This is a genomic window from Klebsiella sp. PK01, assembly GCF_057624675.1.
Map to the genome: position 1 here is coordinate 262,969 of NZ_JBYEZM010000004.1, position 14,712 is coordinate 277,680.

At 56.9% G+C, this 14,712-nt stretch carries 10 protein-coding genes; 5 read left to right on the forward strand and 5 right to left on the reverse strand.

The features are described from left to right. Positions 1–108 precede the first annotated feature (108 nt). From htpG to AC22LX_RS14500, 4 genes are all read left to right on the forward strand, one after another. Positions 109–1,983: a molecular chaperone HtpG gene (gene htpG, locus AC22LX_RS14485; RefSeq protein ID WP_045393519.1), complete on the forward strand. Its 1,875-nt coding sequence runs from the start codon at positions 109–111 to the stop codon at positions 1,981–1,983. Positions 1,984–2,220: 237 nt separating this feature from the next. After that, positions 2,221–2,865, forward strand: a complete 645-nt coding sequence (adk, locus tag AC22LX_RS14490; RefSeq protein ID WP_015367904.1) for an adenylate kinase — start codon at positions 2,221–2,223, stop codon at positions 2,863–2,865. 128 nt (positions 2,866–2,993) lie between these two features. After that, entirely contained in the window at positions 2,994–3,956 is a 963-nt protein-coding gene (gene hemH, locus AC22LX_RS14495; protein ID WP_045393516.1) for a ferrochelatase, read from the forward strand. Positions 3,957–4,019: 63 nt separating this feature from the next. Then, positions 4,020–5,324 (forward strand): inosine/guanosine kinase, encoded by a 1,305-nt coding sequence (locus tag AC22LX_RS14500; protein WP_015367902.1) that lies wholly within the window; start codon positions 4,020–4,022, stop codon positions 5,322–5,324. Positions 5,325–5,363: 39 nt separating this feature from the next. Here AC22LX_RS14500 and ybaL read toward each other — a convergent pair whose 3' ends face one another. Together ybaL and AC22LX_RS14510 are read right to left on the reverse strand one after the other, a co-directional pair. After that, on the reverse strand, positions 5,364–7,040 hold the full coding sequence (gene ybaL, locus AC22LX_RS14505; protein ID WP_015367901.1) for a YbaL family putative K(+) efflux transporter: 1,677 nt from the start codon (positions 7,038–7,040) through the stop codon (positions 5,364–5,366). Positions 7,041–7,275: 235 nt separating this feature from the next. Next, entirely contained in the window at positions 7,276–8,496 is a 1,221-nt protein-coding gene (locus AC22LX_RS14510) for an MFS transporter (RefSeq protein WP_045393513.1), read from the reverse strand. A 295-nt stretch (positions 8,497–8,791) separates the two neighbouring features. Between AC22LX_RS14510 and ushA the strand changes: the two genes are divergently transcribed. Continuing rightward, the gene (gene ushA / locus AC22LX_RS14515) at positions 8,792–10,444 is read left to right on the forward strand and encodes a bifunctional UDP-sugar hydrolase/5'-nucleotidase UshA (protein ID WP_045393510.1); all 1,653 of its coding nucleotides are present in this window, start codon (positions 8,792–8,794) and stop codon (positions 10,442–10,444) included. Between the two features lie 88 nt (positions 10,445–10,532). On the opposite strand, the gene ybaK is transcribed toward ushA, so the two are convergent. The 3 genes from ybaK to copA form a co-directional block, all read right to left on the reverse strand. Then, on the reverse strand, positions 10,533–11,012 hold the full coding sequence (gene ybaK, locus AC22LX_RS14520) for a Cys-tRNA(Pro)/Cys-tRNA(Cys) deacylase YbaK (RefSeq protein WP_487334040.1): 480 nt from the start codon (positions 11,010–11,012) through the stop codon (positions 10,533–10,535). 201 nt (positions 11,013–11,213) lie between these two features. After that, positions 11,214–12,008 carry a TraB/GumN family protein gene (locus tag AC22LX_RS14525; protein WP_045393507.1) on the reverse strand — a complete coding sequence of 265 codons (795 nt, stop codon included), beginning with the start codon at positions 12,006–12,008 and terminating at the stop codon, positions 11,214–11,216. A 132-nt stretch (positions 12,009–12,140) separates the two neighbouring features. After that, positions 12,141–14,642 (reverse strand): copper-exporting P-type ATPase CopA, encoded by a 2,502-nt coding sequence (copA, locus tag AC22LX_RS14530; protein WP_487334041.1) that lies wholly within the window; start codon positions 14,640–14,642, stop codon positions 12,141–12,143. Positions 14,643–14,712 lie beyond the last annotated feature (70 nt).

A 14,712-nucleotide genomic window follows, 5' to 3' on the forward strand; every position in this document is an offset into this window, starting at 1 on the left:
GGAGGCTGCGTTCGCCGCCTCCGCTTGAAAAATCCCACCTCTATCCCCATCTCCTCCCCAACACGTTATTTCCATTAATAATAAATGGCATTGTTGAGGTCGACTTACATGAAAGGACAAGAAACCCGTGGTTTCCAGTCAGAAGTGAAACAGCTTCTGCACCTGATGATCCATTCTCTTTATTCCAACAAAGAAATCTTCCTGCGCGAGCTCATCTCTAACGCCTCGGATGCGGCGGATAAGCTGCGTTTCCGCGCGCTGTCCCAGCCGGATCTGTATGAAGGCGACGGCGAGCTGCGCGTACGCGTATCGTTTGATAAAGACAACCGCACGCTGACCATCGCCGATAACGGTATTGGTATGAACCGCGATGAGGTTATTGACCATCTCGGCACCATCGCCAAATCCGGCACCAAGGCGTTCCTCGAATCGATGGGCTCCGATCAGGCGAAAGACAGCCAGCTGATCGGCCAGTTCGGCGTCGGCTTCTATTCGGCCTTTATCGTTGCCGACAAAGTCACCGTGCGCACCCGCGCCGCGGGCGACAAGCCGGAGAACGGCGTGTTCTGGGAATCCGCTGGCGAAGGCGAATATACCGTTGCCGATATCACCAAAGCCGATCGCGGAACTGAAATTACGCTGCATCTGCGTGAAGGCGAAGACGACTTCCTCAACGACTGGCGCGTGCGCTCGATCATCAGCAAATATTCTGATCATATCGCGCTGCCGGTTGAGATTGAAAAACGCGAAGAAGTGGACGGCGAAACCGTTATTTCGTGGGAGAAAATCAACAAGGCGCAGGCGCTGTGGACCCGCAGCAAGTCTGAAGTCAGCGATGACGAATACAAAGAATTCTATAAGCATATTGCCCATGATTTCAGCGATCCGCTGACCTGGAGCCACAACCGCGTCGAAGGTAAGCAGGAGTATACCAGCCTGCTGTATATTCCGTCGCAGGCGCCATGGGATATGTGGAACCGCGATCATAAGCACGGCCTGAAGCTGTACGTGCAGCGCGTCTTCATCATGGATGACGCCGAGCAGTTTATGCCGAACTACCTGCGTTTCGTGCGCGGCCTGATAGACTCCAACGACCTGCCGCTGAACGTGTCGCGTGAAATCCTGCAGGATAGCAACGTCACCCGCAACCTGCGTACCGCGCTGACCAAACGCGTGCTGCAGATGCTTGAAAAACTGGCGAAAGACGACGCCGAAAAATATCAGACCTTCTGGAAACAGTTCGGCCTGGTGCTGAAAGAAGGCCCGGCGGAAGATGCCTCCAACCAGCAAGCCATTGCTAAGCTGCTGCGCTTCGCCACTACTCATACCGATTCTTCCGCGCAGACCGTGTCGCTGGAAGAGTACGTCTCGCGCATGAAAGAAGGGCAGGAGAAGATCTACTACATCACCGCCGACAGCTATGCGGCGGCGAAGAGCAGCCCGCATCTCGAGCTGCTGCGTAAGAAAGGTATCGAAGTTCTGCTGCTGTCCGATCGCATTGACGAGTGGATGATGAGCTACCTGACCGAGTTCGACGGTAAAGCGTTCCAGTCGGTCGCTAAAGCCGACGAGTCGCTGGAGAAACTGGCGGACGAAGTTGACGAATCCGCCAAAGAAGCTGAAAAAGCGCTGGAGCCGTTCGTTGAGCGCGTGAAAGGCCTGCTGGGCGAGCGTGTGAAAGAGGTGCGTCTAACGCATCGTCTGACCGACACTCCGGCGATTGTCACCACCGATGCCGACGAAATGAGCACCCAGATGGCGAAGCTGTTCGCCGCTGCCGGTCAGGCGGCGCCGGAAGTGAAATACATCTTCGAGCTGAACCCGGCGCATCCGCTGGTCAAACGCGCCGCCGATACCCAGGACGACGCGCAGTTTGGCGAGTGGGTTGAGCTGCTGCTGGATCAGGCGCTGCTGGCGGAACGCGGTACGCTGGAGGATCCTAACCAGTTCATCCGTCGTATGAACCAGCTGCTGGCGTCCTAAGCTTTACCCTCACCCTAACCCTCTCCCTAAAGGGAGAGGGGACTGCTCCCAGCTGGGGGGCTTTTCTCCCTCTCCCTGCGGGAGAGGGCCGGGGTGAGGGCCTTAATCTTCCCCAACCGTAAAATATCTCACCATTAACCGTTTCAGCCGCACCGCCTTCCTTGAGCCATGGCCGTTCTGGTGGTATGGTTTAGCGTTTTTTGAAAAATTGAAACGACATTTGAGGGGATTTTCGTAATGCGTATTATTCTGCTTGGCGCTCCGGGCGCGGGTAAAGGAACTCAGGCTCAGTTCATCATGGAGAAATACGGTATTCCGCAAATCTCCACCGGCGACATGCTGCGCGCCGCGGTAAAATCCGGCTCCGAGCTCGGTAAACAAGCGAAAGACATTATGGATGCCGGCAAACTGGTGACCGATGAGTTGGTCATCGCGCTGGTGAAAGAGCGTATCGCCCAGGAAGATTGCCGTAACGGTTTCCTGCTGGACGGCTTCCCGCGCACTATCCCGCAGGCTGACGCTATGAAAGAAGCCGGCATCGCCGTTGACTACGTTCTGGAGTTCGCGGTACCGGACGAACTGATCGTCGATCGTATCGTGGGCCGCCGCGTACACGCCGCTTCCGGCCGCGTCTATCACATCAAATTCAACCCGCCGAAGGTGGAAGGTAAAGACGACGTGACCGGCGAAGAGCTGACCACCCGTAAAGACGATCAGGAAGAAACCGTACGTAAGCGTCTGGTGGAATACCATCAGATGACTGCGCCGCTGATCGGCTACTATCAGAAAGAAGCGCAGGCGGGTAACACCCAGTACGCGAAAGTCGACGGCACTAAAGCGGTGGCTGACGTGCGCGCCGATCTGGAAAAAATCCTCGGCTAATTAAGCCCTTTCTCATCCTGCTGCGGCAGGATGAGAACACCTCTCATTTCTACCTTTTGCTATGATTGGTTCCGTTTAACGCCATTTACGCTACAATTGTCAGCGATTCAAATGGTTAAGAGGCGGTAATGCATCAGACGAAAACAGGTATTTTGCTAGCCAATTTAGGCACTCCCGATGCGCCCACGCCCGACGCGGTGAAGCGCTATCTGCGACAATTTCTTAGCGACAAACGGGTAGTGGATACGCCTCGTCTGCTGTGGTGGCCGCTGCTGCGCGGCATCATACTGCCGATTCGCGCTCCCCGCGTGGCGAAGCTCTATCAGTCCGTATGGATGGCGGAAGGCTCGCCGTTGATGGTGTATAGCCGTCAGCAGCAGCAGGCGCTGGCGGCCAGATTACCGGATGTCCCGGTGGCCCTGGGGATGAGCTACGGCTCGCCATCACTGGCAAGCGCTGTCGATGAGCTACTGGCCCAGGATGTTGACCATATCGTGGTATTGCCGCTGTATCCGCAATATTCGTGTTCTACCGTGGCGGCGGTATGGGATGAGCTGGCGCGGATCCTCGCGAAAAAGCGCGCTATTCCGGGCGTTTCGTTTATCCGCGACTATGCCGATAACGCTGACTATATCCACGCCCTGGCGGCCAGCGTGCGCGCTTCGTTCGCCGTTCACGGCGAACCGGATGTGCTGCTGCTGTCCTATCACGGTATTCCGCAACGCTACGCCCATGAGGGCGATGATTACCCGCAGCGCTGCCGGGTAACCACTCGCGAGCTGGTCTCAGTGCTCGGGCTGCCGCCGGAGCGGGTGATGATGACCTTCCAGTCGCGCTTTGGCCGCGAACCCTGGTTGACGCCGTACACCGACGAAACGCTAAAAATGCTTGGCGAAAAGGGCACACAGCACGTTCAGGTTATCTGTCCGGGCTTCTCCGCTGACTGTCTGGAAACGCTGGAAGAAATCGCGGTGCAAAACCGGGAAATTTTCCTTGAGGCTGGCGGTAAGCAATATGAGTATATTCCGGCGCTTAATGCCGATCAGGCGCATATTGAAATGATGGTGAACCTGACCGCGTCGTATCGCTGATCGCGCGCGTAGCGGGGAATATGCTACTATTCCCCGCTTGTTCCCTGTCATTAAATCGCCACTATGAAATTTCCCGGTAAACGCAAATCTAAACACTATTTCCCCGTTAGCGCTCGCGATCCGCTGCTGCAACAAATTCAGCCAGAAAATGAGTCCAACGTCTCCTGGGTGGTTGGCATCGACCAGACGTTGGTGGATATCGAAGCGAAAGTGGATGAGGCGTTTATCGTACGCTACGGTCTGAGCGCCGGTCATTCGCTGGTGATTGAAGATGATGTCGCCGAAGCTTTGTATCAGGAACTGGTACGCGACGGCCTGATCACCCATCAATTTGCCGGTGGCACCATTGGCAATACCATGCACAACTACTCGGTACTGGCTGACGACCGCTCGGTGCTGCTCGGCGTGATGTGCAGCAATATTGAGATCGGCGGCTACGCTTATCGCTACCTGTGCAATACCTCCAGCCGTACCGATCTCAACTACCTGCAGGGCGTCGATGGCGCTATTGGCCGCTGTTTTACGCTGATTAGCGATAGCGGCGAACGTACCTTTGCCATCAGTCCTGGCCACATGAACAAACTGCGTCCGGAAAGCATTCCGGAAGAGGTGATCGCCGGCGCTTCCGCGCTGGTGCTGACCTCCTACCTGGTGCGCTGTAAGCCGGGCGAGCCGATGCCGGACGCGACGATGAAAGCCATTGAGTATGCCAAAAAGCATGACGTGCCGGTGGTGCTGACGCTGGGCACGAAATACGTGATTGCCGACAACCCGCAATGGTGGCAGCAGTTCCTCAAGGAACACGTTTCGATTCTGGCGATGAATGAAGAGGAAGCGGAAGCGCTGACCGGTATCGCCGACCCGCTCACCGCGGCGGATAAAGCGCTGGACTGGGTCGACCTGGTGCTGTGCACCGCAGGTCCGGCGGGCCTGTATATGGCGAGCTTCACCGAAGAGGAAGCGAAGCGTAAAACGCAGCATCCGCTCCTGCCGGGGGCGATTGCCGAGTTCAACCAGTATGAATTCAGCCGTGCGATGCGCCATCAGGATTGCGTTAATCCGCTGCGTATCTATTCGCACATCGCGCCTTATATGGGCGGCCCGGAGAAGATCATGAACACCAATGGCGCAGGGGACGGCGCGCTGGCGGCGTTGTTGCATGATATCACCGCCAATAACTACCATCGTAATAACGTGCCGAACTCCAGCAAACATAAGTGCAAATGGCTGACCTACTCATCGCTGGCGCAGGTGTGCAAATACGCCAACCGCGTCAGCTATCAGGTGCTGAATCAGCATTCACCGCGTTTAACCCGCGGCCTGCCGGAGCGGGAAGATAGCCTGGAAGAGGCCTACTGGGACCGTTAATCCCGCGATAAGAGTACGCCCCGCGAGCGGGGCGTCGTATCAACCGGTAACAATCTCGCCAGCTGGCGGCGTTTCCAGCAGACGTAACATCGCCCGCGCGATTTCGCGTTCCCCCATCACCACCTGATTGGCTCCGCGTTCGGTAATATAATCGACCTCATCGTCGTAATGGGCGCGGGCGATAATCTCAATGTTCGGGCATTTTTCCCGCGCCGAGGCGACAATTTCACCGGCTTCATAGCCGTTAGGAATGGTCAGCAGCAGCCAGCGGGCGCAGTCGAGATGCGCCAGATTCATGATTTCTTCGTTGGCGGCATTGCCCAACACGGCGCTGATGCCGCGTTCGCGTAGCTCATCCACGCGGGTGCGGGAGGTTTCAATTACTACCAGCGGGATCCCCTGGGCCATCAGTTTCTCGCCAAGCAGGCTGCCGACGCGGCCAAAGCCGACCAGCAGCGCATGGTTGCAGATATCCACAGGCACCTGTTTTTCGTCTTCCAGCACCTCTTCCAGCGTCTGTTCGTCGAGGGTTTCGGTTTTATCGAGATATTTTTCCAGCAGGGTAAACAGCACCGGGTTGAGCATAATCGAAATTATCGCCCCGGCCAGCACCAGGTTCTGCCCGGCCTGCGGCAGCAGATCCAGCGCCATGCCGAGACCGGCAAGGATAAAGGCGAATTCCCCGATTTGCGCCAGGCTGGCGGCGATGGTCAGGGCGGTACGCGGCGAGTGGCCGAACATACGTACCAGGAAGAAGGCGGCGGCGGATTTACCAAAAATGATAATCGCCAGCGTTGCCAGCACCGCCAGCGGCTGTTCGACCAGAATCATCGGGTCAAACAGCATCCCGACGGAGACGAAGAATAGCACCGCGAAAGCGTCGCGTAGCGGCAGCGTATCGTGAGCGGCGCGGTGGCTGAGTTCGGATTCGTTAAGCACCATCCCGGCGAAGAATGCGCCGAGGGCGAAGGACACGTCGAACAGCTCAACGGCGCCGAAGGCGATGCCGAGCGCTAGCGCCAGCACCGACAGGGTAAACAGTTCGCGGGAGCCGGTTGCCGCGCTGCGCGACATGATCCACGGCACCAGACGGCGTCCCACCAGCATCATAATGGCGATAAAGGCGACCACTTTACCGATGGTAATGCCCATGTCGAGCGCCAACGACGCCAGCCCGACATCGCCTTTTTCGACCATCCCGGCGATAGCGGGCAGCAGCACCAGCGTCAGTACCATCACTAAATCTTCAACGATCAGCCAGCCGATGGCGATTTGCCCACGCTGGCTATCAATAAGCTGCCGTTCCTCCAGCGCGCGCAGCAGCACCACGGTACTGGCGGTGGAAAGACACAGGCCAAAGACGATGCCGGTCATCAGCGACCAGCCGAGCAGGGAAGAGAGCGCCATCCCGAGCAGCGTCGCCACGGCTATCTGGGCGATGGCGCCGGGAATGGCTATCGACTTTACCGCCATGAGATCTTTCAGCGAAAAGTGCAGCCCGACGCCAAACATCAGCAAGATGACGCCGAGTTCGGCCAGTTCAGGCGCAAGTTTAGTATCAGCAACAAAACCAGGAGTAAATGGACCGGCCAGCACGCCCGCTAATAAATATCCTACCAGTGGTGAAATACGTAGCTTATTGGCAATCATGCCGAGGATAAAGGCGAGCACAAGGCCGCCGACAATGGTGGTGATTAGCGGTGTTGCGTGATGCATTCCGTCTCCTTGCGTGTGGTGAGCCGATCCATTTTCGCTACTTAAAGCAAAAAACCGATTAATAGTTTATGACACTTTTGCTCGTTTTGTTTATGAATAATTATTGAAATTTGCGAAAAATTGGAATTACGGCAGAAAAAAGCACAGACAGGAAAATGGCGGCAGGTCATGGTGAGGTAATGCTGATGGGATAAGGGATTGCGGCGGCCAAACTTTCACTTTGGCCGCCAGATACTCAGGCTTTTTGATGGTTATTAGGCAGGAATATCGTCAGAATGCCGAGAAGCGGCAGGAAAGCACAGATTTTATAGACCAGATCGATGCTGGTATGGTCGGCTAACAACCCCAACACCGCGGCGCCAAGGCCGCCCATGCCAAACGCGAATCCGAAGAACAGGCCGGAAACCATACCGATTCTCCCCGGCAACAGCTCCTGGGCATAGACCAGAATAGCGGAAAAGGCTGATGCGAGGATAAAACCAATTATCACCGTCAGGATCCCGGTCCATTCGAGCGATGCGTACGGTAAAATGAGGGTAAATGGCGCCACGCCGAGGATAGAGCCCCAAATTACATATTTACGACCAATTTTATCGCCAACAGGCCCGCCAATCACCGTTCCTGCGGCCACCGCGAACAGGAAAGCGAACAAGTGAAGCTGGGCGTTTTGCACCGATAATCCGAACTTGTGCATCAGATAAAAGGTGTAATAGCTGCTAATACTCGCCATGTAGAAGTATTTGGAGAAAATCAGCATTAACAGGATGCAAACGGCCAGGATGACCTTGTTACGCGGCAGAGGATTAACGATAACCGGCTTCGGCTTGCCTTTATTCATCCGATGTTGCGCGGCGTACCAGCGGCTGATTTGCGACAGCACGACGATCGCCAGCAGCGCGGCCAGCACGAACCAGGCGACGTTGCCTTTGCCGTAGGGGGCGATAATCACCGCCGCCAGCAGCGGCCCCAGCGAGCTGCCGAAGTTGCCGCCAACCTGGAATAGCGATTGCGCCAGACCGTGACGGCCGCCGGAGGCCATCCGCGCCACGCGCGAGGATTCCGGATGGAAGACCGAAGAGCCGGTGCCGACAAGCGCGGCGGCCAGCAGCACCATGCCGAAGCTACCGGCCAGCGCTAACAGAATTAAGCCGCAGAGGGTGAAACACATCCCTACCGGTAATGACCACGGCATCGAGCGTTTATCGGTGATGTAACCAATCACCGGCTGGAATAGCGATGACGTCAGCTGGAAGGTGAGGGTGATCATGCCGATCTGCACGAAGGTTAACGAGAACTCCGCCTGCAGTAGCGGATAAATCGCCAGGATGAGCGATTGGATCATATCGTTTAGCAGATGGGAGAGGCTGATTGCCCCCAGGATGCCAAATGAGGTGCGCGCTTTTTGCGGCGGCGCGCCGGTACCGGGTAAGGATTGAGCGGATTGGTTGGTTGTCATAGGTTCACTTCAGCGAGTTCTATTTGTTGTAGAGAATGCAGGTTGATACCCTAAATAATTCGAGTTGCAAGAAGGCGGCGACACAGAGAATCCCCAGGAGCTTACTCTAGTAAGTGACTGGGGTGAGCGAGGAAAGCCAACGCACATGCAACTTGAAGTATGACGGGTAGAATTATTATCAGACTAACATACCTGTCCCCAAGGTTTGAAGGAAGTCGCAATTCTGAAAACATATTTGTCAAAGCGGCTGACTCGCTATACTTTCGGCACTTGTTATTAAGTCAGGGAGTGAAACATGCATTATTTAAAACGCGGCGTGGCGCTGGCGTTATTCGCCGCCTTATCGCTGGGAAGCCTGTCAGCGCAGGCCTATGAGCAGGACAAAACCTATAAAATCACCATCCTGCACACCAACGACCACCACGGTCATTTCTGGCGCAACGACTACGGCGAATATGGCCTTGCGGCGCAGAAGACGCTGGTGGACGGTATTCGCAAAGAGGTGGCGGCCGAAGGCGGTAGCGTCCTGCTGCTGTCCGGCGGCGATATCAATACCGGGGTGCCAGAATCCGATTTACAGGATGCTGAACCCGATTTTCGCGGCATGAATCTGATTGGCTACGATGCCATGGCGGTGGGCAACCATGAGTTTGATAACCCGCTCAGCGTGCTGCGCCAGCAGGAGAAGTGGTCGAAGTTCCCGTTCCTGTCGGCCAATATCTATCAGAAAAGCACCGGCGAGCGCCTGTTTAAACCCTGGGCGCTGTTTAAGCGCGGCGGGCTGAACATTGCGGTGATTGGCTTAACCACCGACGATACGGCGAAAATCGGCAACCCGGAATATTTCACCGATATCGAATTCCGTAATCCGGCGGCGGAAGCCAAGCTGGTGATTCAGGAACTGCAGCAAAATGAAAAGCCGGACGTGATTCTGGCGACCACCCACATGGGCCACTATGACAACGGTAATCATGGCTCTAACGCGCCGGGAGACGTTGAAATGGCGCGGAGTTTACCAGCGGGATCGCTGGCGATGATCGTCGGCGGCCATTCGCAGGATCCGGTCTGCATGGCGTCGGAGAATAAAAAGCAGGTCGATTATGTCCCCGGTACCCCGTGCGCGCCGGATCGCCAGAATGGCATCTGGATCGTGCAGGCTCACGAGTGGGGGAAATATGTCGGCCGCGCCGATTTTGAATTCCGCAACGGTGAGATGAAGCTGGTGCACTATCAGCTGATCCCGGTCAACCTGAAGAAAAAAGTCACCTGGGATAACGGTCAGAGCGAGCGCGTGTTGTATACGCCGCAGATTGCCGAAAACCCGCAGATGCTCTCGCTGTTAACGCCGTTCCAGAATAAAGGCAAGGCGCAGTTACAGGTGAAAATAGGCAGCGTCAACGGCCATCTTGAAGGCGATCGCAGCAAAGTTCGCTTCGTACAAACCAATATGGGACGCCTGCTGCTGGCGGCGCAGATGGCGCGCAGCAATGCTGATTTCGCGGTGATGAGCGGCGGCGGTATTCGCGACTCTATCGAAGCGGGTGATATTACCTATAAAGACGTGATGAAAGTGCAGCCGTTCGGCAACGTGCTGACTTACGTCGATATGAGCGGTAAAGAGGTGATTGAGTACCTGACCGCCGTCGCGCAGATGAAGCCGGATTCCGGCGCTTATCCGCAGTTCGCCAACGTTAGTTTCGTTGCCAAAGATGGCAAGCTTAACGATCTGAAAATTAAAGGCGAACCGGTGGATCCGGCGAAAACTTACCGTATGGCGACGCTGAGCTTTAACGCCACCGGCGGTGACGGCTACCCGCACATCGATAATAAACCGGGATACGTAAATACCGGCTTTATCGATGCCGAGGTGCTGAAAGAGTACATCGAGAAGAACTCGCCTCTGGATGCGGCAGCCTACGAGCCGAAAGGCGAGGTCAGCTGGCAGTAAGCCTGGGCTTCAGGTTGGCTATTCATACCGTGGCTACCCGTTGGGTAGCCCGGATAAGGCGCGTGCGCCGCTATCCGGGATAGTGTGCTCAATCGCGGCGGGCGATATCGGCGAACTTCGCGTCCAGAAGCTTCGCCAGATCGCTTGCCGCCAGTTCGATATCGAGCCCGCGTTTGCCGCCGGAAATATAGATGGTGGCAAACTCCTGCGCCGGGGCATCAATCACCGTCGGCAGGCGCTTTTTCTGCCCAAGCGGGCTGAGGCCGCCGACCAGGTATCCGGTGATCCGCTGCGCGACCATTGGGTCGGCCATATCTACCTTCTTGGCGCCCAGCGCTTTGGCCACTTTCTTCAAATCCAACTGTCCGGCAACCGGGGTGACGGCGACCGCCAGATGTTTCATATCGCCGTTAACGGCCACTAATAGCGTCTTGTAAACCTGATCCGCATTGAGCCCCAGCTTGCGAACCACTTCATCGCCAAAATTGGTCTCTTGAGGATCGTGTTCGTAGCTGTGGATCTGAAAGGTAATTTTGTTTTTTTCGAGTAATTTAACGGCGGGAGTCATAGTAATCCTTCTTACCAACCGACCTAACGTATGACCAGCATACGCGTGAGGGTTGTATAAAAAATAGTACCATCTTGCGCAATAGTATTGGCAGTGATGGTCACTTTGAGCGACAATCAGACGATCCGGGATGTATATCCCGGGATAATAATAATGATGAAATTCCTCTTTGACGGGCCAATAGCAATATTGGCCATTTTTTTACGTCAACATATCCGGCAGGTTCCCTTCGCCATACAGATGCAGCGCGCCGACGGCGACCACGTAACGCCCCGGCGGCAGGGCAAGCAGCGTGTCGCGCCAGGCCACATTGCGCTGATGCATCAACACATCATATAAGGACTGGCTGAAGGTCGTCGGCAGCGTTTCCGCGCCGCGCGACGGCGGTTGCTCCAGCCACCAGCCAATCATGACCTGCAGTAAACGGGCGTTGGTGCGCCAGTGGGTCAGCGTATCTTCCAGCAGCGCCTTACCGCCGTCTGGCAGATTGCGCAGGAGCGCGATTTGGCTATCGGCGCCTTCCAGCTCCATCACCCTTATGTTGCTCTCGCGAGCGACCATCAGCAACTGGTAATCAATACCGTAATCGGGGCGTAACCCTAGCTTTTGCGCCTGAGTAGCTTGTAGCACCATCGCTACCTGCCATAGCGGCTGGCTATCGAAAAGATCGACCGATAAACCCAGCTCGCCGGCGCGTGAGCGTAATTCTGCTAATTGTGTTTCGCTCAGACGTTCAGCCAGCGGTGGATAAGAGGGGAGATTACTGAAAGGCGTTTCATTACCGGTGATGTCCGCTTCGACGATTAAGGCGTCGGCCTGACGTATTTTTTTCAGTAGCTTAGCCGGCGGCGGCGCCATGTCGCGGGTGCCCATATGGATGCTGCCGACGAGGTGTAAATAACGTTCGCCGGGCAGGACGATATCCATTGCAGGCCAGGAATAAGACGAGCCGACGGCGGCTCGCCACAGCATTTTTATTCGGTTTAACAGGCCCATACGCGCTCCGAAGTGTGAGGCATTCATGCTAGCGCATATGGTGGTGGCCGTCATCTTTCCCGCGGTTTTTTATTGTCGCCAGGAAATAAACGGGCGCTGAGTAACCTCAGCGCCCGTTTTCCGGTGACTGCGCTAATCTTTCGGTTTAAAGCGCAGCAGGCGGTTAGCGTTACTGACCACGGTGATTGACGACAGCGCCATTGCCGCGCCGGCGACTACCGGGTTCAGCAGGGTACCGGTCAGCGGCCAGAGGATCCCGGCGGCAATCGGGATGCCCAGTGAGTTGTAAACAAATGCGCCCAGCAGGTTCTGTTTCATGTTGCGTAACGTCGCTTTCGAAATCGCTAAAGCATCGGCCACGCCGTTAAGGCTATGGCGCATCAGGGTGATCGCCGCGGTCTCAATGGCGACATCGCTGCCGCCGCCCATGGCGATACCAACATCCGCCTGCGCCAGCGCCGGGGCGTCATTAATACCGTCGCCGACCATCGCCACTTTGTGTCCCTGACTCTGCAGGCGTTTAATGGCGTCGGCTTTACCGTCCGGCAGCACGCCGGCGATCACTTCATCAATGCCCGCTTCTTTGGCGATGGCATTGGCGGTGGTCGGGTTATCCCCGGTGAGCATTACCAGACGATAGCCCTGCCGATGCAGGCGCGCCAGCGCGTCGACGCTATCTTCACGTAGCGGGTCGCGGATGGCGAACAGCGCCGCGGCCTGACCATCGATCGCCAGCAGTACCGGCGTGGCGCCGCGCGAGGCCTGTGTCGTCATCTCGCTTTCCAGTTCCGCGGTGGCGATATGCTGCTCGTTAAGCAGCGCCTGGTTGCCGAGCAGCAGTCGATGACCTTCCGCTTCACCGCTGACGCCAAGCCCGCGCAGGGTACGGAAGCCGCTTACTTCCGGTAAAGTGCTGTCGGCGGCTTTATCGAGGATCGCCCGCGCCAGCGGATGGCTTGAGCCTTGCTCGAGCGCGGCGGCAAGACGCACCGCGGTTTTTTCATCAAACCCTGCGAAGGTTTTCACGGCCACCACCTGCGGCTTGCCTTCGGTCAGGGTACCGGTTTTATCGAACACCAGGGTGTCGAGTTCACTGGCGCGCTGCAGAGCATCGGCGTCACGCACCAGCACGCCGTATTCCGCCGCCCGGCCGACGCCGGAAATAATCGACATCGGCGTCGCCAGGCCCAATGCGCATGGACAGGCGATAATCAGTACCGTGGTGGCAATGACCAGGGTATAGACGATTTGCGGCGCCGGGCCGAAGAAGTACCAGATACCGGCGCTAATCAGCGCAATGGCTACCACTGCCGGAACAAATACCGCAGAGATTTTATCTGCTAGTTGGCCGATTTCCGGTTTGCTACTTTGCGCCTGGCGCACCATGCGAATAATCCGCGCCAGCGTGGTCTGGCTGCCGACGGCGCTGGCGGTAAACAGCACGCTGCCGTCCTGCACCACGGTACCGGCATGAATGGCGTCGCCATCGCCTTTTTGCTGCGGTACCGGTTCGCCGGTGAGCATGGCTTCATCAAACCAGGCTTCGCCCTGGCTTATCACGCCGTCAACCGGAACGCGATCGCCAGTGGTCAGACGCAGCGTCATCCCCGCCTCAACTTCCGCGAGCGGCAGATCTTTCTCGCCTTCAGCCGTCACGACGCGTGCCGAAGGCGGCGTCAGGTCGAGCAGTTTTTCCAGCGCTTTCGAGGAGCGCTGGCGCGCGCGGGCTTCCAGCATATGGCCGAGGTTGATAAGACCAATGATCATCGCGCTGGCTTCGTAATACAGGTGGCGCGCTTCCATCGGGAACCACTGCGGCCACAGGTTGACGCTCATGGAGTACAGCCAGGCCACCCCGGTTCCCAGCGCCACCAGCGTATCCATGGTGGCGGTGCCGTTTTTCAGGCTTTTCCAGGCGCTGCGGTAGAAGTGACCGCCAGCGAAGACCATCACCGCGAGGGTGATGAGGCCGATGACCAGCCACAGCGATCGATTGTCGTCGCTGACCATCATGTTATCGCCAATCATGCCCCAGACCATGACCGGCACGCCGACCAGCAGGGCGACAATCGCCTGCCAGCGAAAACGTTTCATGGTGGCGATGGCGGTTTCCTGCTGCCGTTCGCGGCGTTCCAGATCGTCTTCGATAGCCTCCGCGCCGTAGCCGGCTTTTTCCACCGCCTGCACTAATTCTGCGGCGGACGCGCTGCCCATCACCAGCGCAGTGCGTTCCGCCAGGTTTACCCGCGCCTGTGAGACTCCCGGCACCGCGGCAAGCGCGTTTTGTACCCGGGAAACGCAGCTGGCGCAGCTCATGCCGTTGATCAGCAGCTGTTGACTGTCATCCTCGTCATGGGCTGCCGGAAGCTCGGGAGTGGCCGCTGTCAGTGCTTCCGACGGGATTGATGATTCTGCCAGCGGTTTAGCCTTTGGGTGGCTGAGCTCCGCGCCGTATCCGGCTTGTTTGATGGTCTCAATCAGGGCTTCAGCGCTGGCGCTGCCCGTAACGTGGGCTTCGGTAACGGTAACCTCCGCCTGTTCAACGTCGGGACGCTGTTCGAGGCTCTCTTTCACGCGTTTAACGCAGTGGCCGCAGGAGAGGCCATCAAGCGTCAGGTCGATAGTGTTAGACATAAATAACTCCTGAATAATTTCCGGTTAATGATTGACCGAACACACTCTTTCATCGAGTATTAAGAAGGTT